Here is an 18,517-nt window from a genome sequence, read left to right on the forward strand (position 1 = left end):
GATACTTCTCACGCTTAATCTACGCGCGGCGATCACCGGTCATGCCGAGCCCGAGACCCGCTCACTTCACCGCGCGTATGCGCAGTTCGGCCAGGAAGGACCTTACTTCTGCCGCCGTTTGACCCGGCGTCGGGCGGGGCCCGGAGGTGACGACCGGCTGGGCTGTCACGGTGGCCGCGTCGTTACCCCAGACGCACCGTGAGCTGGTCGTGTGGGCGACCTCGTACTCCACGCAGCGCAGTTTGCCTCCGACGGGTCCCGGATCGTAGCTTTTCGCCTCGTCCGACTGGACGGAGGTGCCAAGGATCACGGAGACGGTGTCGTCGTCCTCGCCCGGGTCGGAGACGTCGATGACCGGGTCGAGGTCCAGGGTGATCGCGAAGGACTTCCTGCCGTCGGCGCGCAGATAGGTGGCATGCGCCGTCCCTGCCGTCGGGTCGAGGTTGTCATCCTGCCCGAACTGCGCCCACAGGGATTCCCCTGCACCGGCGAGTCGATAGTCACCGAACCCGGTCGGCATTTCGGCCGTGTGCTTGGTCGGCTGCTTCTCTTTGTCTCCGGCGGTGAGCCAGGTGCCGATGGTCACGGCGGCGATCAGAGTGCCGCCGACTACTCCACCGATTACTCTGCGCCGTGTGCGAAGGCGGCCCGCTCGTTCCCTGACGGCCGCCCAGTCGATGGGCGGCAGAGGCTGCTCGTCGGACTCCGCTGACGCGCTCGCCTGCGGCGTCCCGTCGGCGGGTGGCACATCGTTCGGCATTCGGTTCCCCCAGTGGTGTTCAGCGGCGATGGGGCGGAACGCTCTTGGCCGCCCGTATCGCCGGTGATGCGTGTGACAGCGGAAGACCATCATCGCCCTCACCACCGCGGCTGCGGTGATCAACCGCGCACAGTGGCCGACTGAAGACCCGGCCCGAGGTCAAGAGACAGTCCGAGCGTCGGTCCCGCTCCGGCGCGAGCGGACCAAGTCGCCCTCCTGCACGCGGTGTTCGTGCACGAGCCGGACGGCGATGGCGCTCTCGCCCACGGCGGAGGCCACCCGCTCGACCGACCCGCTTCTGACGTTTCCCGCGGCCAAGGCACCTGGCAGTGTGGACTCGAGCATCAGCGGGCCGCGGCCGAGCGAGGCCCAGCTGTCCAGGTCCGACGCGGCCCGGGGCGTCCGCGCCGGTGAGGACGAAGCCCCGCGCGTCGAGGGCGATCACGTCCCTGAGTCACTCGGTGTGCGGGCGGCCCCGATGAACACGAAGAGGGCGCGTGCCTCCAGCTCGTGCGTGTCCCCGGTGACGTTGTTCCGCACGACCGGCGAGACAGCGGCGCCCGTGGTCCACGGCTGGTGCGTCGAGCCTCTCCGGCCGGACATTCGGGAACCCCCATGCGCTGAGGGCCGACGACCTCGTGCATGACCGGCAGTAGAGGGATAACCCTTGAATGCCCCCAGAAACCTGACATGTCGCGGTCAATGGTGCGATGGTTCCTCCACCCGTCGCGCCGGTCGTCGTGCACGGCCTGCCCACGGTCGGGTTCCCGCACCGCACCACACTGCTCAGCTCGTCCCGGACAGCACACCCCGTCTGCCCGGTCTGTCACCGGCCGTCGATGCGCGGCCGTCGCAGAAGGAGTACGAGTGAGACGAATCCCCCGTCAGGCAACCGCGGCCGGAGCCCTGGTGGCCACCGCCGCGTTCCTGGCCGTCGGCATACAGACGGTCCCGGCGGCTGCCAAGCCCGCCCCCCACCCCAGTCCCCTCCGCAGCGGGGGCCTGGAGGCCGAGCTCACCCCGGCCCAGCACACGGCTCTGCTGAAGAAGGCATCGAAGCAGACCACGACGACCGCCGCCTCCCTCGGCCTGGACTCGAAGGAGAAACTGGTCGTCAAGGACGTCGTCAAGGACCAGGACGGCACGCTCCACACCCGCTACGAGCGCACCTACGTCGGCCTGCCGGTACTGGGCGGCGACGTGGTCGTCCACACCCCGCCGGCCTCCCTGGCCTCCGGCACGGTGAGCACCACCTTCAACAACAAGCACACCATCAAGGTCCCCTCCACCACCGCGACCTTCACCAAGTCGGACGCCGCGAGCAAGGCGTTGAAGGCCGCCAAGGCACTCGACGCGGCGAAGCCCTCCACCGACAGTGCCCGCAAGGTGATCTGGGCCGGCAGCGGCACCCCCAAGCTCGCCTGGGAGACCGTGATCGGCGGCGTCCAGGACGACGGCACGCCGAGCCAGTTGCACGTCATCACCGACGCCACCACGGGGGAGAAACTCCACCAGTTCCAGGGCATCGAGACCGGCACCGGCAACACGCAGTACAGCGGCACGGTGACCCTCAACACCACCCTGTCCGGTTCGACGTACCAGCTGTACGACACCACGCGCGGCGGCCACAAGACGTACAGCCTCAACAACGGCACGTCGGGCACGGGCACGCTGATGACCGACGCCGACGACACCTGGGGCACCGGAGCCGGGTCCAACACCCAGACCGCCGGCGCGGACGCCGCCTACGGCGCGCAGACGACCTGGGACTTCTACAAGAACACCTTCGGCCGCAGCGGCATCAAGAACGACGGCGTCGCCGCCTACTCGCGCGTCCACTACAGCTCGGCGTACGTCAACGCCTTCTGGGACGACGACTGCTTCTGCATGACCTACGGCGACGGCTCCGGCGGCACCCACGCCCTCACCTCGCTCGACGTCGCGGGCCACGAGATGAGCCACGGTGTCACCTCCAACACCGCGGGCCTGGACTACAGCGGTGAGTCCGGCGGCCTCAATGAGGCGACCTCCGACATCTTCGGTACCGGCGTGGAGTTCTACGCGGGCAACAGCAGCGACCTCGGCGACTACCTCATCGGCGAGAAGATCGACATCAACGGCGACGGCACGCCGCTGCGCTACATGGATGAGCCCGACAAGGACGGCGGCTCCGCGGACAGTTGGTACTCGGGCGTCGGCAACCTCGATGTCCACTACTCCTCGGGCCCGGCGAACCACATGTTCTACCTGCTCTCCGAGGGCAGCGGCTCCAAGACCATCAACGGGGTCACGTACAACTCGCCGACCTCCGACGGAGTCGCCGTCGCGGGCATCGGCCGGGCCGCCGCCCTGCAGATCTGGTACAAGGCGCTGACGACGTACATGACGTCCAGCACCAACTACGCGGGCGCCCGCACCGCCGCCCTGAACGCCGCGACGGCGCTGTACGGCTCCAGCTCCACCCAGTACGCGGGTGTGGCGAACGCCTTCGCCGGCATCAACGTCGGCAGCCACGTCACCCCGCCGACGAGCGGCGTGACCGTCACCAACCCGGGCAGCCAGTCCTCCACCGTCGGCACCGCGGTGAGCCTGCAGATCTCGGCCAGCAGCACCAACAGCGGCTCGCTCAGCTATGCCGCCACCGGGCTGCCCACCGGTCTGTCGATCAGCAGCTCCACCGGCGCGATCACCGGCACCCCGACGACCGCGGGCACGTACAGCACCACGGTCACCGTCACCGACAGCACCGGCGCGACCGGCACCGCGGCCTTCACCTGGACCGTCAGCTCCTCCGGAGGCGGCGGCACCTGCACCTCGACCCAGCTGCTCGGCAACCCGGGCTTCGAGTCGGGCAACACGACGTGGACCGCCACCAGCGGGGTCATCACCAACTCCAGCAGCCAGGCGGCGCACGCCGGCTCGTACAAGGCCTGGCTGGACGGCTACGGCTCCACCCACACCGACACGCTGTCCCAGTCGGTGGCCATCCCGTCCGGCTGCAAGGCGACGCTGACCTTCTACCTGCACATCGACACGGCGGAGACGACGACCAGCACTCAGTACGACAAGCTGACGGTCACCGCCGGATCGACCACCCTGGCGACCTACTCCAACCTCAACAAGGCGACGGGCTACACCCAGAAGACCTTCGACCTGTCCTCCCTCGCCGGTACCACCGTCGCCCTCAAGTTCAGCGGCGTCGAGGACTCCTCCCTCCAGACCAGCTTCGTCGTCGACGACACCGCCCTGACGACCAGCTGACCGGCAGCACCTGACACCACACGCCCTTCAGGAGGGCACGAGGGGGTGTGGCTCCGGTTCCGTCAGGACCGTGGTCACACCCCGCTCGGGCCACCCGCGGCCGGGCTACTCGAACCGGTCGGGATCCCCCGCTCCTCGGCGTACGATCTCGGGTTCCCTGCCGGAGAAGTCGATGACGGTCGTCGGCTCGACGCCGCAGTCACCGGAGTCGAGGACCGCGTCCACCACGTGATCGAGTTGTTCCTTGATCTCCCAGCCCTGGGTCAGGGGCTTGTCCTCATCGGGCAGGAGCAGGGTGCTCGACAGCAGCGGCTCGCCGAGTTCGGCGAGCAGAGCCTGGGCCACGACATGGTCGGGAATCCTGACGCCGACGGTCTTCTTTTTCGGGTGCAGCAGCCTGCGCGGTGCCTCCTTCGTGGCCGGGAGGATGAAGGTGTAGCTGCCGGGAGTCGACGCCTTGATCGTGCGGAACGCCGTGTTGTCGACGCGTACGAAGTGGCCCAGCTGGGCGAAGTCCTGGCACATCAGGGTGAAGTGGTGCCGGTCGTCGAGATGGCGGATCGAGCGGATGCGATCGATCCCCTCACGGTTGCCGAGCTGGCACCCGAGGGCGAAGCAGGAGTCCGTCGGGTAGACGATGAGACCTCCGGAGCGGACGATGTCTGCCACTTGGCTGATGATGCGTCGCTGCGGGTTCTCCGGGTGCACGTCGAAGTACTTGGCCATACGCCGAGCTTAGGTCCGAGACGGTGGTGTTACCGGACTCGGCGTGCGGACGGCGGAACTTCGCAGCCAACTCCCGCGGTACGCAACCCGGAAGACGACTGGCCCCTCATACCAGTCGAACAGACCCGGTGTGCTCAGGTCGTCCACGGTTGACCCGATCCGCGATCAGGGCAGGGTGCGGCGCCGACGGAGAGGATTGTCAGTTGGACGGCTTCGAATCATCCGGCCCTGACCCGGACGTGCCCCAGCACGGGGAGCGACGGCCGAAGCTGTCCCGCCGACGGTTCATGGTCTACTCGCTGGCGGCGTCCACCCTGACCGTCGCGGCGCCGATCGGCTGCGACGGGCCGTCGGCGGAAGGCGCCGAACCCGGTGCGGACGGCGTCCGCAGGCCGTCCGACGTCGTGGTGACCGGAACCGACGAGGAGATGCTGGTTCTGGAAGTCACGACCGCCAACAAGGTGGTCGTACGGCTGCCGCGCGTCGAGGTCGGCCAGGGCATCACGACCGCGGTCGCCATGATGATCGCCGAGGAGCTGGACGCCCGGCTCGAGGATGTCGACATCCCGCTCGCCGAAGCCCGCTCCCGGGGGAACCAGTACACCGGCGGCTCGAGCTCGGTCAGTTCACTGTACGGACCGGCCCGTGAGCTGGCCGCCACGGCACGCGCCAGACTGATAACGGCGGCCGCCAGGCGGTGGCACCTCCCGGCGAGGACGCTGCGCACCCACCACACGATGGTGGTCGCACCGGACGGGCGTACGGCCACGTTCGGGTCGCTGACCGCGAGCGCCGCACGGATCCGCCGGCCGGCCGTGTCGAGCCGACCCAAGCCGGCGTCCCGGCACCGGGTGATCGGGCGCCCGACCACCCGGATCGACGCGCGGGACATCGTCACCGGCAAGGCGAAGTACGCGGGAGACCTGTCGGTGGCCGGAGCAAAGCCGACGGTGGTGGCCCGGCCCCCGACGATCATGGGCAAGGTCGTCTCGGTCGACGACAGGGCGGCCCGCGCGCTGCCCGGCGTCCTCGCGGTCGTCCGGATCGCCGGGGGCGTCGCCGTGGTGGCGGATTCGTTCCACCACGCCTTCAAGGCCAGGGACGCACTGCGGATCACCTGGGCCCCGGGCCCGCTCGCGCCCGTGTCCGACGCCGCCATCCGGTCCCGGCTGCGCGCCGCGGTCCCACCCCTCGGTGCCGCACCGCGCGGATCGACGCAGGTGGCGGGCGAGTTCGAGTTCGCGTTCGTCAGCCATGCCCCGATGGAGGTGCTGACCGCGGTCGCGGACGTACGCGCCCACCGCGCCGAGATCTGGTTCTCCTCCCAGACGCCGATGGACGCGCGGGACAGCATCGCCTCGGCGATCGGGCTGCCGGCGTCATCGGTGCGCGTCCATGTCACCCGGGGCGGCGGCTCGTTCGGGCGGCGGCTGAACTACGACGCCGCGATCGAGGCGGCCCTGATCTCCAAAGCGGCACACCGGCCGGTGAAGCTGATGTGGAGCCGTGGCGACGACATACGGCACGGCCGGATGCGCCCGGCCAGCCACCACAGGATCCGGGCCAGCCACGCGCGGGGCAGGGTGGTGGCCTTCACCCACGCGATGGCCTCGGTGAGCGAGTCCTACGAACAGGAAGGCCTGGCCGCCCAGGGGGGTGTGAGCACCACCGCACTCACCGGGCGCGCCGCGGCGGCGGGCCCGCTGCCCAGCGACAGCGGCTTGTACAACTTCGGACGCGTCTCCGGGGACTCTGGCTCGGTCGAACTGGCGATGCCCCTCGGCGCCTGGCGCTCGGTGGATTCCGGGACGATGCGGACCGCGGAGGAGATCGTCGTCGACGAGGTCGCGGGGAGCCTGGGCAAGGACCCGGTCGCGTTCCGGCGCACCACGCTCAGGAGCAAGACCGTCAAGGCCGTACTCGACAAGGTCGCCACCGCCGGGAGCTGGGGCCGGACCATGCCGACGGGCCAGGCCCAGGGCGTGGCCGTCCACGAGGAGTACGGCTCCTGTGTGGCCTGTCTGGTCGAGATCGACGCCACCGACCCGAAGAACCCCCGGGTGACGAAGGTGGTGATGGCGGCCGATGTCGGAACGGCCGTCAACCCGCGCGGACTTGAGGCCCAGCTCATGGGCACCGCGGTCGACGGCATCTCCACGGTGCTGCAGGCCGGTCTGCACATCGACCGGGGCGCCGTGCGCGAGGGCAGCTTCGCCGACTTCCACTACGCCCGTCAGCGGCACGCCCCGCCGCACTTCGAAGCGCACATCATGCCCTCCCGGCGGGACCCCGGCGGGGCAGGCGAACTCGGCGTCCCGGCCGCGGCGGGCGCCGTCGCCAACGCCTATGCCCGCGCCACGGGTACCCGTCCCCGCCGCTTCCCGATCAACTTCTGAGAAGGTACCGATGCCCTCGTACTCGTTCGTCGTCAACGGGAAGCCGGTCACCGTCGAGGCACCGGCCGACATGCCGCTGCTGTGGGTGCTGCGCGACATCCTGGAGGTCACCGGCCCCAAGTACGGCTGCGGCGTCGGGGTCTGCCGCGCCTGCACCAGCCACCTCGACGGCGCCGAGATCCAGCCCTGTGTCGTCCCGGTCGCCGACTGCGCGGACCGCGAAGTCACCACCATCGAAGGCCTGGCCGACGGCGACACATTGCACCCCGTGCAGCAGGCCTGGCTCGACTGCGATGTCGCGCAGTGCGGCTTCTGCCAGCCGGGCCAGATCATGGCCGCGGCGGCCCTGCTCAAGAAGAAGACGAAGCCGACGGACGCCGACATCGACCGGATCGAGAACGTCTGCCGCTGCGGCACGTACTCGCGTATCCGCGAAGCCATAAAGAAGGCCTCCGCTGACAGCTGACAGCTGACAGCTGACAGCTGACAGCTCACAGCTCACAGCGGAAGGCGGAAAGCGGAAGGCGGAAGGCGGAAAGCGGAAAGCCGAAATCGACCGCCCGGCGGTGGAGTGCCCGCCCCCGGACATCTTCACCAGTCACGGCCCTATGAACCTTCAGGACCTCTCGCTACCCTCCGCCGCATGATTTCGACAGTGGTCTGGGGTACCGGCAACGTCGGCCGCGCGGCGATCCGCGCCGTCGAGGCCCACCCGGCGCTGAGTCTCGCGGCCGTCCTCGTCCACAACCCCGACAAGGTCGGCCGCGACGCGGGCGAACTCGGCGGACTGGAGCACGGATTGGGGGTCGCGGCGACCGACGACATCGACGCCGTACTGGCCGCGGCTCCCCGGGCCGTGGTGTACGCGGCGTCCGGCGACATCCGGCCCGACGAGGCCCTCGCCGACATCTGCAGGGCGATCCGGGCCGGAGCGGTGGTCGTCACCCCCGCGCTGTACCCGCTCTACGATCAGCGCAACGCCCCGTCGGACTTCCGGGATCCGGTGCTCGCCGCCATCGCGGACGGCGGCGGTTCGCTGTTCGTCTCCGGTGTCGATCCCGGCTGGGGCAATGACGTACTGCCCTTGCTGATCAGCGGACTTGGCACCACGATCGACGCCATCCGCTGCCAGGAGATCTTCGACTACTCGACGTACGAGCAGGAGGAATCCGTTCGCTACCTGGTCGGCATGGGCCAGCCGATGGACTACGAGCCGCTGATGCTCGCGCCGTCGATCCCGACGATGGTGTGGGGAGGGCAGATCCGGCTGATGGCCAGAGCGCTCGGCGTCGAACTCGACGAGATCCGCGAGACGTTGGACCGCCGACCGCTAGAGGCCACGGTGAGTACCCGCACCATGGGCGAGTTCGCGGCCGGTACCCAGGGTGCGGTGCGCTTCGAGGTGCAGGGGATCGTCGACGGCGAACCCCGCATCGTCATCGAGCACGTCACCCGCATCCACCCGACCTGCGCACCGGACTGGCCGACGCCGCCCGACGGCGACGGAGCACATCGCGTGATCATCGAGGGCCGCCCGCGCATCCAGGTCACCGTCGAGGCCACCGACGAAGGCGAGAACCGGTCCGCCGGCGGGAACGCCACCGCGGTCGGTCGGCTGGTCAGCGCGATCGACTGGCTCGTGGACGCGGAACCCGGACTCCATGACGCGCTCGACGTCCCGCTGCGTCCCGCAGTCGGCAGACTCGGAAGGAAATGATCCATGACCCTGCAGATCGACATTCCCGAGGGCCAGGAGCCGATCGGGTACGTATGGGGCGAGATGGTCCCCGGCATAGGCATGGCCGCCGCGAACTTCTCCCTGTCGGTGTACGAGCACACGACCCTGGGACTGCGCGAGTTCGAGGCCGCGCGACTGCGCATCGCACAGATCAACGGGTGCCTGTTCTGCCTCGACTGGCGCACCGAGCGGGAGGGGCAGAAGGTCGAGGAGGAGTTCGCGGACGCAGTGACCCAGTGGCGTACCACCGACGCCTTCGACGACCGCACCCGGCTGGCCGCGGAGTACGCCGAGCGGTACGCCCTGGATCACCACGGCCTCGACGACGAGTTCTGGACCCGGATGACCGTGCACTACAGCCAGCACGAGATCGTGGAGCTGAGCATGTGCATCGGCTCCTGGCTGGCGTTCGGCCGGCTCAACCACGTGCTGGGTCTCGACGCCGTGTGTGTGCTGCCCACGCACTGAGCGGGACCGGGCCGTGCGCTCGGCCCGGCTGCCGCTAGAGGTCGGCGGCGATGATGTTCTCGATGTTCCGTTCGGCGAGCGCCGTGATGGTGACGAACGGGTTGACGCTGGTGTTGCCGGGAATCAGCGAGCCGTCGATGACGTACAGGCCCGAATAGCCCTGGAGACGGCCGTAGTTGTCGGTGGCCTTGTTGAGGACCGCGCCGCCGAGCGGGTGGTACGTGAGATGGTCGCCCCAGATCTTGTAGGTGCCGAAGAGGTCGGTCCGGTAGATCGTCCCCTCCGTCGAGTTGATCTTGTCGAAGATCGTCTTGGCCATGTCGATGGCCGGCTGCTTCCAGGCCGTCTGCCAGTTCAGGTCGACGTTGCCCGTGGAGGCGTTCCAGGAGAACTGGGCGCGGTTCGGGTTCTTGGTGATCGACAGATAGAACGAGGCGTAGGTCTCGATTCCGGTGGGCAGCGGCGCGACCTCGGCGAACGCGCCACCGGCGGCCCAGTTGTCGATGCCACCGCAGGGGATGCTGGACTGGAGTGCGCCGGTCGGGTCCCACAGGTGGTTGGCGCGACCGCACATGACGTTGCCGTTGTCGCCCCAGCTCTGGCCGATCTCGCTGTTCAGGTTGGGCAGCGCGCCGGTGGCCTTCAGCTTGACCAGCAGCTTGCTGGTGCCGACGCTGCCGGCCGCGAAGAACACCCGGTCCGCGGTCACGGTCTTGGTGGCCGTGGTGTCACCGTTGGTGTTGATCTGGTCGATGAGGACCGTGTAGCCGCCGCCGGTCGCCGGGGAGACCGAAGTGACCTTGTGCAGGGGGGAGATGGTGACCTTGCCGGTGGCCGCGGCCTGGGCCAGGTAGGTCTTCTGGAGTGATTTCTTGCCGTAGTTGTTGCCGTAGAGGATCTCGCCCGCCAGCGCGGACTTGGGCACGGTTCCGGCGGCCTCCCGCTTCATGTAGTCCCAGTCGTAGACGTCGGGGACGAAGACGAAGGGGAAGCCGGAACGCTGGGCCTGCTTGCGGCCGACCCGCGCGTACTGGTAGTAGTCGGTGGTCTCGAACCAGGTCGGGTCGACGGTGGCGACCCCGAGCCCGGCGTTGGCGCGCGGGTAGTAAGTCCCGTACATCTCATCGGCGTTCACCGACGGCAGGATGGCGCCGAAGTTCTCGCGCTTGGGTGTGACCGCCATGCCGCCGTTGACCAGCGAGCCGCCACCGACGCCGCGGCCCTGGTACACGATGATGCCGCCCATCTCCTCGGCGTCCAGGATCCCGGTGTAGCGGGGGACGTCCTTGTCGATCGGGAAGCCGAGGAAGTTGCTGAGGGGCTGCTTGGTCCTGGTACGCAGCCAGTAGGACCGGTAGTCCGGACTGGTCGTGTTGGCGAAGATCTTGCCGTCCGAGCCGGGGGTGTCCCAGGCCATCCCCATTTCGATCATCTGTACGTCGATACCGGCCTGGGCGAGGCGCAGCGCGGCGACGGAACCCCCGTACCCCGTGCCGATCACCAGGACGGGGACGTGCACTCCGGAAGGGATCGACGCGGCCGCGGCAGCGATCGGCGCCTCGGCCGCGGCGGCGTGTCCCGCCAGGGTCACGGCACCAAGAATAGAACCAGTTCCAGCGATGAATCTTCGACGCGAAACACCCCTGGAGGCCTTGTATTGCTGGGTAGTGTCACTCATGTGACGCTCCTCACTCTCGATGAGTGGGAACACGTTCTACTGTTGCTTGCTTGTTAAGTCACTACATACCTCTAGGTAACTTGTGTCCGATCTTGGGGTGGTGTGGAGGGGTGGTGCGCTCGCCTCTTGACTTCACAAGACCCCCGCGCCACATTTCCTGACGCCGCATCAGAAAAGGCACGGCGGGCGCCTGTTGGTACCCGAAGCCAGAGCACGCACCTCCCATTCCTTCGCCCCGCTGGAGCGCCCTGCCATGTCCCCGAGCGCGGACCCCGCCAGACGTACCGAATCTTCGTCGGCCCACGGGCCGTCACGGCGCCATGTGCTGGGAGCCGCGACGGGAGCGGGGTTCGCCCTCGCGGCGGGTCTCCCGGGCATCGCCGGGGCGGCCGACCTGCCGCTGCTCGGCACGTACGACGTCGTGGTGATCGGATCCGGAGCGGCGGGGATGACCGCCGCGCTGACCGCGGCGAAACAGGGCCTGAGCTGCGTCGTCGTGGAGAAGGCGCCGACCTTCGGCGGCTCGGCGGCACGCTCCGGGGCGGGCATCTGGATACCGAACAATCCGGTGATCCTCGCCGCGGGCGTCCCCGACACCCCGGCGAAGGCCGCCACCTATCTCGCGGCCGTGGTCGGCCCCGACGTCTCCGCCGAACGGCAGCAGGCCTTCCTCGGCCACGGACCCGCCATGATCTCCTTCGTCATGGCGAACAGTCCGCTGCGCTTCCGCTGGATGGAGGGATACAGCGACTACTACCCGGAGCTTGCCGGTGGACTGCCCGGCGGCCGCTCCATGGAACCCGACCAGCTCGACGGGAACATCCTGGGCACCGAACTCGCGCATCTGAACCCCTCGTACATGACGGTCCCGAGCGGCATGGTCGTCTTCAGCGCCGACTACAAATGGCTCACCCTCTCCGCGGTCAGCACGAAGGGCGCCGCCATCGCCACCGAATGCCTGGCGCGCGGCACCAAGGCGGCGCTGCTCGGCCAGAAGCCGCTGACCATGGGGCAGTCGCTGGCGGCAGGCCTGCGCGCGGGGCTGCTGGCGGCCCAGGTGCCGGTGTGGCTGAACACTCCGCTGTCCGACCTGTACGTGGAGAACGGAGCCGCCGCGGGGGCCGTGGTGACCCGCGACGGCACGCCGGGCCTCATCAGGGCCCGGCGCGGAGTGATCGTCGGCTCCGGCGGCTTCGAGCACAACGCGGCGATGCGCGCCCAGTACCAGCGGCAACCCATCGGCACCGCCTGGACGGTGGGCGCGAAGGAGAACACCGGCGACGGCATCCAGGCCGGTCAGCGGGCGGGCGCCGCGCTCGACCTGATGGACGACGCCTGGTGGGGCCCGGCGATCCCGCTGCCCGACCAGCCCTACTTCTGCCTGGCCGAACGCACCCTGCCCGGAGGCCTGTTGGTCAACGAGGCGGGAGCGCGTTTCGTCAATGAGGCGGCCCCCTACAGCGATGTCGTGCACATCATGTACGACCGTGACGCGGCCGCGCCGGACATCCCCGCCTGGCTGATCGTCGACCAGAACTACCGCAACCGCTACCTCTTCAAGGATGTCGCGCCGACGTTCACGTTCCCCGACGCGTGGTACACCTCAGGCGCCGCCCACAAGGCCTGGACCCTCGACGCCCTCGCCGGCCAGATCGGCGTACCCGCGGCAGCCCTGCGTGCCACCGTCGCCCGCTTCAACGGCCTGGCCCAGTCCGGCAAGGACAGCGACTTCCACCGCGGCGACAGCGCCTACGACCACTACTACACCGACCCCGCGATCCTCCCGAACTCCTGCCTCGCCCCCCTGTGGCTCGCCCCGTTCTACGCCTTCAAGATCGTCCCCGGCGACCTGGGCACCAAGGGCGGCCTGCGCACCGACGCCCGGGCACGCGTACTGCGTCCGGACGGCTCCGTGATCCCTGGCCTGTACGCGGCGGGCAACGCGAGCGCGGCGGTCATGGGACACAGCTACGCGGGCGCCGGTTCGACGATCGGTCCCGCGATGACCTTCGGCTACATCGCGGCCCTGGACATCGCGGCCGGGACGGCTGCCTGAAACCGTGGGACGGGGACAACGTCCTACCAGGGGACCGGGCCGGCGGCGTCGAAGTAACCCCCGGTGGGTCCGTCCGGTCCGACCTGCGCCATGCGGACGATGATCTCGGCACCCTCCTCGACGGTCTGCGTACCCGTGTTGCCGTTCAGGTCGGTTGCGGTGTAGCCCGGCTCGACGCAGTTGATCCGCATGCCCGGGAACGCCTTCGCGTACTGCGCGGTGATCATGTTGACCGTGGTCTTCGACGCCGGGTAGGCGACGCCCGGGTAGCCGTACGTCGGGGTGTCGGGGGAGGTGACGAGGGCCATCGAGCCCAGGCTGCTGCTCACGTTCACCACGACCGGGGCGGCGGACCGTTGCAGCAGCGGCAGGAAGGCGTGGGTGACGCGCACCACGCCGAAAACGTTTGTCTCGAACAGATGCCGCATCATGTCCGCGGTCACGTCCGCGGCGCCGATCACGCCTCCGTCCGGCGCCCGCCCCTCGATGCCCGCGTTGTTGATCAGCACATCCAGTCCGCCGTCGGCCTCGACGGTCTTCGCCGCGGCCGCCACGGACGCGTCGTCGGTGACGTCGATGACGAGCGTCCGCGCCCCCAGCTGTTCGGCGGCCCGTCGCCCGCGCTCCGGGTCCCGGCTGCCGATGTACACGGTGTGGCCCGCCGCGACGAGCCGACGGGCGGTCTCGAAGCCGAGACCCTTGTTCGCTCCGGTGATCAGTGTCGTAGTCATGCCTCCAGGTTCCGCCCGGGCGGTGCGATCAGCCAGGAGTCCCGTCTTCCTGGGACTGCCAGTACCAGGCAGGTCCGCGCGGGGCGGTGCACAGTGGAGGCATGGCGAGGACGGAGTTCGGGCAGACGGTGCGGCGCTGGCGCGACCGAGTCCCCCCGGAGGCGGCCGGGCTGCCCGCCGGAGGCCACCGGCGCGCGGCGGGACTGCGCCGCGAGGAGCTGGCCCTGCTGGCCGGGATCTCGGTCGACTATGTCACGCGCCTCGAACAGGGCCGGGCGGCCAACCCGTCGGAGCAAGTCGTCGAAGCTCTGGGCCGCGCGCTACGGCTGTCCGGAGCCGAGCGCGAACACCTGTTCAATGTCGCCGGACTCGTGCCGCCGGGTCGCGGCACGGTGCCCGCCTACATCACGCCGAGCGTTCAGCGGCTGCTGGACAGGCTGACCGGGACGCCCGTCGCGGTCTACGACGCGGCGTGGACTCTGCTGCTGGCCAACCCGCTGTACGCCGCGTTGATGGGTGATCCGACCGGGTGGCGCGGCCACGAGCGCAACGGGGTGTGGCGCAACTTCCTCGGCCCGGGCACCCGCGTCCGCCACACCCCCGAGGCCCGGCGCGCTTTCGAGACCGCGCTGGTCGCCGACCTGCGCACGACCGCGAGCCGCTATCCGGCGGACCAGCGACTGCGGCGCCTGGTCGCGGAGCTGCGCGCGAACAGCGACCGGTTCGCCGAGCTGTGGGACTCCGGAGCCGTGGGCCGCAACGAGGCGTCGCGCAAAACCGTCGATCACCCGCAGCTGGGCCCGCTGACGCTGGACTGCGACGTCCTCAGCGTCGCCGGCAGCGACCTGCGCATCATGATCTACACGGCCGAGCCCGACACGGAGGACGCCGAACGGATCGCGCTCCTCGCCGTGCTCGGCACCCAGACACTCACGGAACAGCCGGACACGCAGGGCACCTCGACGTGACCGAGCAGGACCGGCTGCGCACCTACCGCGGCAAACGCGACTTCGGCCGGACCCAGGAACCCCGCGGCCGCGAGGCATCGACCGAGGAAGAGCCCCGCTTCGTGGTCCAGATCCACGATGCGCGCAGGATGCACTTCGACTTCCGTCTCCAGGTCGGTGACGTGCTGAAGTCCTGGTCGGTACCCAAGGGCCCGTCCACGGACCCGCGCGACAAGCGGCTCGCCGTGCCCACCGAGGACCATCCGCTGGAGTACGAGGAGTTCGAGGGCGTGATCCCCAAGGGGGAGTACGGCGGCGGAACCGTCATCGTCTGGGACCACGGCACCTACCGGCCCCTGAGCCATGACCGGCGCGGCGGGCCCGTTCCCTTCGACGAGTCGATCGAGCGCGGGCACGCCACCTTCTGGCTGAACGGCTCGAAACTGCACGGCGAGTACGCGCTGACACGGTTCCGCGACGGAAAGGACACCTCTGAGGGCGAGGCCTGGCTGCTGGTGAAGACCAAGGACGAGCGGGCCCGCACCGGCGGCCACGGGACACCGGATCCCCGCCGGGCCCGCTCGGTGCGCACCGGACGCACCCTCCGCCAGGTCGCCGCGGACGTAGGAGGAGGGGCGGAAGGGCTGAGGAGCGGTGACTGATCTGCTCGGCACGCTGCCCCCGTACAGGCCGGACTGCTGCGCGACGCGGCTCCCGGCACGGAGCGCTGGCACGCCCGCATCCCATCCTCGCCCGCCTGTTGGCCGAGCAGGAAGGCTGCCTGAACGACGCGGCCTACGACGAGAACCTGCTCTTCGCCGCCTGCGTGATGCACGATCTGGGCCTGGTCACCCTCGCGGCCGGCCAGGCCCGGTTCGAAGTGGAAGGCGTCGATCTGGCCGCATCCGTGCTGACCGAGCACGGCATCGCCGCGGCGGACGTCGACCGGGTGTGGGAAGCGATTGCCCTGCACTCCTCCCTGGGCATCGCCGATCGGCGCGGACTGCTGACCTACCTGCCCCACAAAGGTGTCTTCACCGACGCTGGCCGCTTCACCGACCTCGGCGCCCGCTGTGTGCGGCGCCCGCCGCCGGGCCCGATCGTCAGCCCGAGCGCGTGCGCGAAGTCCCGGTGCATGTCCGGCAGCGGCAGATTGCCCAGTGCCTGCAGATGCCCCCGCCACAACAGCTCCAGCGTGGCCACCGCGTACGCATGCCTTGTGTCCGCAGAGGCCGTGTGCGGTGACCCCGTGTGGCGATTGGGCAGGCGGGTCGTTGCGGACCACTTGCGCGACACAGACAGCCGGAGGTGTTGCATTCCGAGACCGTCGATGTGATGCGTATCACCTTCTGGGTGCTTCGGGTCGGGCAGGCACGATCATGATCGGAATGGACGCTCGTTTCCTTGGCATCGCTGAGTTGGTCGAAGCCCCGTCCGTGGCGGTCGTGGTCGACGTCATGCGTGCTTTCACCGTGGCTGCCTGGGCCTTTGCCCAGGGGGCGGAAAAGATCGTTCTTGCTGAGTCGCTGGACGAAGCCCTGGCGCTCAAGGCCCGCCACCCGGATTGGGTGGCGCTCAAAGACGGTCCGCCCGCGCCCGGGTTCGACACCGTCAACTCGCCGGGCCTGCTGCGGTCTATTGACCTTGGCGGACGGACCGTTGTGCAGAAAACCACGGCGGGGACAGTCGGCGCCCATGCGGTCAAGGAGGCGCCGCTGGTGCTGTGCGCCAGCTTCGTGGTGGCGGGGGCAACGGCTCAGCTCTTGCGGACATGCAAGAGCGACAGTGTCACGTTCGTAGTCACTGGCGACGATGGACAGGCTGATGAAGATCTTGCGTGCGCTCAATACATCGCGCGGAGAGCTGCCGAGGCTGGGACGGATGCAGCTGAGTTCCTCCGCCGCGCTGCCGAGTCGCGCGCCGCCGCCGAACTGGCGGAGGGGGTGCGCCAAGGAGTCCATCCCGATGATGTCGCACTCTGTCTTGAGCTCGACCGGTTCCCCTTTGCCATGGTGGCGACCTTGGAAGACTCGCTCATGGTCCTCCGTCCGTGCGCCGTGCCTTCGCTGACCGACGAGGCTTCGATCTGATCGCTGGTGAGGTCCAACTCTCGCCATGCGAGAGCCGGCATCCGGTCGGGTATGCGGCATCAGCTGCATGTCCCGACTGGACAAGTCCTCCATGACCGGCCTGGTCACCCGCGCCGAGAAACGCGGCCTGGTGCAGCGCCTGCCCTCGCCCGACGACGGCCGTGCCGTCCTGGTCGGCCTCACCCCGCTCGGCCGGGAACTCACCGACCGGTGCACCGCCGAGATGGACCAGCAGATCGCCGCCCTGACCGCGTCACTGACCACCACCGAACACGCCCAGATCCGCGCCCTGACCGCAAAACTCCTGCACGCCGCACCGACCGGCGATGGCGTTCGGTGAGCAGCGGAGTGTCTCGGCGGTGGCGCGCGAGGCCGCGGTCAGTGTGGTGCGGGTGGTGACGGTTGACTGGGGTGATGACGGTGGTGGCCGTTGAGGGGGTGGGTCGGGAGGTGCGGTAGGTGGGGGTGGTGGGAGGTGGCGCGTTGGATGGCGAGGAGGGCGGCGTCGTCGGTGGGGTGGTCGCCGATGTGGGCGATCAGGTCGTCGTGGATGCGGCGGAGCAGGGTGTCGGGGTTGGTGGTGCGGAAGGCGGCGACTCGCTCGGCGAGTGGGTAGAAGACCCCTGCCGGTGAGCGGGCTTCGATGACGCCGTCGGTGTAGAGCAGGAGGATGTCGCCGGGCTCGAGGGTGAAGGTGTCGGGGCGGTGGCTTGGGCCGGGCAGTTCGCACATGCCCAGCGGGGGCATGGGGTGGCGGGCGTGCAGGACCGAGACCTCGTGCTGGTGCAGCAGCAGGGGCGGGGGATGGCCGTAGGTGATCATCTCGGCTTGTCCGGTGTGGTCGGGGATGTCGAGCACGAGTGCGGTGATGAAGTGTTCGCCGGGATCGTCTTTGGTGTCGGCGGCCTCATCGAGGTCGCGGCACACGCTCACCTCGAGCGCCGCGGTGAGATCGGGCAGGGTGGTGTCCCGGTGGGCACCTTCACGGAATGCGCCGAGCACCATGGATGCCTCGCCGATGGAGGCCAGGCCTTTGCCGCGGACGTCGCCGATGATGACCCGGGTGGAGGGATGGGCGGCGCGGGCGACCGCGAAGAGGTCGCCTCCGATCTGGGTCTCGTCCTCGGCGGCGAGATACAGCCAGGCGACGCGCAGGGGCCCGATCCGGCGGGGCGGGGGCCGCAGCAGAACCCGCTGGGCCGTCTCGGCCACCGATCGTGCCCGGCTCAGCTCCCGGGCACGCCGCTCCCGTACATGGCAGACGAAAACGACGAGTGCGGAGAGCACGAACAGGGCGATGATCTGCGAGATGTGGTTGGTCGTCGTCAGCCCGCCGTGGAACAGGGCGATGAATACCTGGGCTGCCACAGCCAGGGCCCCGACCAGTGCGGTCGCCCGCGGCCCGGCCAAGGAGGCGGTGAGGGCGGGTGCGATAACCAGCAACGGACCGAGATGGACAGTGTCGGGGGAGCGGATGTCCGCGACGGTGATCACGACGATCAGCGCGAGCGGGATCGCCACCAGCCCGCGGCCCGACGGCTGCTCCACGAGGCGGTCCACTGTCACACGCCGGACACCCACGTATCCCATTTTGCGCCTGGTCCGCGGGTACCTGCTCCCCGGGACACCAGCCACCGACGAGGCGGGGACACGACCGTCGCGATCG

General features: G+C 69.4%; 17 protein-coding genes. 11 read left to right on the forward strand and 6 right to left on the reverse strand.

The window, feature by feature from the left end:
- Positions 1-61: 61 nt before the first annotated feature.
- Complete coding sequence (locus tag ACZ4WS_RS26695; protein ID WP_467984113.1) at positions 62-586, reverse strand: hypothetical protein; 525 nt, start codon at positions 584-586, stop codon at positions 62-64.
- A gap of 615 nt (positions 587-1,201) precedes the next feature.
- On the reverse strand, positions 1,202-1,363 hold the full coding sequence (locus tag ACZ4WS_RS26700; RefSeq protein WP_467984115.1) for a hypothetical protein: 162 nt from the start codon (positions 1,361-1,363) through the stop codon (positions 1,202-1,204).
- A 264-nt stretch (positions 1,364-1,627) separates the two neighbouring features.
- Here ACZ4WS_RS26700 and ACZ4WS_RS26705 point away from each other — a divergent pair, with 264 nt between their 5' ends.
- Complete coding sequence (locus ACZ4WS_RS26705) at positions 1,628-4,021, forward strand: M4 family metallopeptidase (protein WP_467984116.1); 2,394 nt, start codon at positions 1,628-1,630, stop codon at positions 4,019-4,021.
- A 105-nt stretch (positions 4,022-4,126) separates the two neighbouring features.
- Here ACZ4WS_RS26705 and ACZ4WS_RS26710 read toward each other — a convergent pair whose 3' ends face one another.
- Positions 4,127-4,747 carry an L-threonylcarbamoyladenylate synthase gene (locus tag ACZ4WS_RS26710; RefSeq protein ID WP_467984118.1) on the reverse strand — a complete coding sequence of 207 codons (621 nt, stop codon included), beginning with the start codon at positions 4,745-4,747 and terminating at the stop codon, positions 4,127-4,129.
- 287 nt (positions 4,748-5,034) lie between these two features.
- On the opposite strand from ACZ4WS_RS26710, the gene ACZ4WS_RS26715 reads away from it, so the two are divergent.
- The 4 genes from ACZ4WS_RS26715 to ACZ4WS_RS26730 all read left to right on the forward strand — a co-directional run bounded on the left by ACZ4WS_RS26715 (position 5,035) and on the right by ACZ4WS_RS26730 (position 9,349).
- Positions 5,035-7,143, forward strand: coding sequence for a xanthine dehydrogenase family protein molybdopterin-binding subunit (locus tag ACZ4WS_RS26715; protein ID WP_467984505.1), 2,109 nt, complete (start codon positions 5,035-5,037; stop codon positions 7,141-7,143).
- A gap of 10 nt (positions 7,144-7,153) precedes the next feature.
- Positions 7,154-7,609, forward strand: coding sequence for a (2Fe-2S)-binding protein (locus ACZ4WS_RS26720; RefSeq protein WP_467984121.1), 456 nt, complete (start codon positions 7,154-7,156; stop codon positions 7,607-7,609).
- 177 nt (positions 7,610-7,786) lie between these two features.
- Positions 7,787-8,860: an NAD(P)H-dependent amine dehydrogenase family protein gene (locus ACZ4WS_RS26725; protein WP_467984123.1), complete on the forward strand. Its 1,074-nt coding sequence runs from the start codon at positions 7,787-7,789 to the stop codon at positions 8,858-8,860.
- Between the two features lie 9 nt (positions 8,861-8,869).
- Positions 8,870-9,349: a carboxymuconolactone decarboxylase family protein gene (locus ACZ4WS_RS26730; protein WP_467984507.1), complete on the forward strand. Its 480-nt coding sequence runs from the start codon at positions 8,870-8,872 to the stop codon at positions 9,347-9,349.
- Between the two features lie 34 nt (positions 9,350-9,383).
- Here the strand turns inward: ACZ4WS_RS26730 and ACZ4WS_RS26735 are convergent, their stop codons facing one another.
- Positions 9,384-11,027, reverse strand: coding sequence for a GMC oxidoreductase (locus ACZ4WS_RS26735; protein ID WP_467984125.1), 1,644 nt, complete (start codon positions 11,025-11,027; stop codon positions 9,384-9,386).
- A 253-nt stretch (positions 11,028-11,280) separates the two neighbouring features.
- Between ACZ4WS_RS26735 and kstD the strand changes: the two genes are divergently transcribed.
- Positions 11,281-13,083: a 3-oxosteroid 1-dehydrogenase gene (gene kstD / locus ACZ4WS_RS26740; protein WP_467984127.1), complete on the forward strand. Its 1,803-nt coding sequence runs from the start codon at positions 11,281-11,283 to the stop codon at positions 13,081-13,083.
- A gap of 23 nt (positions 13,084-13,106) precedes the next feature.
- Here kstD and ACZ4WS_RS26745 read toward each other — a convergent pair whose 3' ends face one another.
- The gene (locus ACZ4WS_RS26745) at positions 13,107-13,814 is read right to left on the reverse strand and encodes an SDR family NAD(P)-dependent oxidoreductase (protein ID WP_467984130.1); all 708 of its coding nucleotides are present in this window, start codon (positions 13,812-13,814) and stop codon (positions 13,107-13,109) included.
- Between the two features lie 101 nt (positions 13,815-13,915).
- On the opposite strand from ACZ4WS_RS26745, the gene ACZ4WS_RS26750 reads away from it, so the two are divergent.
- The 5 genes from ACZ4WS_RS26750 to ACZ4WS_RS26770 all read left to right on the forward strand — a co-directional run bounded on the left by ACZ4WS_RS26750 (position 13,916) and on the right by ACZ4WS_RS26770 (position 17,191).
- The gene (locus ACZ4WS_RS26750) at positions 13,916-14,782 is read left to right on the forward strand and encodes a helix-turn-helix transcriptional regulator (protein ID WP_467984133.1); all 867 of its coding nucleotides are present in this window, start codon (positions 13,916-13,918) and stop codon (positions 14,780-14,782) included.
- Positions 14,779-15,423, forward strand: a complete 645-nt coding sequence (locus tag ACZ4WS_RS26755; RefSeq protein ID WP_467984135.1) for a DNA polymerase ligase N-terminal domain-containing protein — start codon at positions 14,779-14,781, stop codon at positions 15,421-15,423. Before ACZ4WS_RS26750 ends, ACZ4WS_RS26755 begins: the two co-directional genes overlap by 4 nt.
- Before the next feature lie 98 nt (positions 15,424-15,521).
- Positions 15,522-16,097, forward strand: a complete 576-nt coding sequence (locus ACZ4WS_RS26760; RefSeq protein WP_467984137.1) for a hypothetical protein — start codon at positions 15,522-15,524, stop codon at positions 16,095-16,097.
- Positions 16,098-16,149: 52 nt separating this feature from the next.
- The gene (locus ACZ4WS_RS26765) at positions 16,150-16,851 is read left to right on the forward strand and encodes a 2-phosphosulfolactate phosphatase (RefSeq protein WP_467984509.1); all 702 of its coding nucleotides are present in this window, start codon (positions 16,150-16,152) and stop codon (positions 16,849-16,851) included.
- A gap of 67 nt (positions 16,852-16,918) precedes the next feature.
- Positions 16,919-17,191 (forward strand): MarR family winged helix-turn-helix transcriptional regulator, encoded by a 273-nt coding sequence (locus ACZ4WS_RS26770; RefSeq protein WP_467984139.1) that lies wholly within the window; start codon positions 16,919-16,921, stop codon positions 17,189-17,191.
- Between the two features lie 38 nt (positions 17,192-17,229).
- On the opposite strand, the gene ACZ4WS_RS26775 is transcribed toward ACZ4WS_RS26770, so the two are convergent.
- Entirely contained in the window at positions 17,230-18,417 is a 1,188-nt protein-coding gene (locus tag ACZ4WS_RS26775) for a PP2C family protein-serine/threonine phosphatase (RefSeq protein WP_467984141.1), read from the reverse strand.
- Positions 18,418-18,517 lie beyond the last annotated feature (100 nt).

Source organism: Streptomyces sp. NPDC029292, assembly GCF_055569295.1.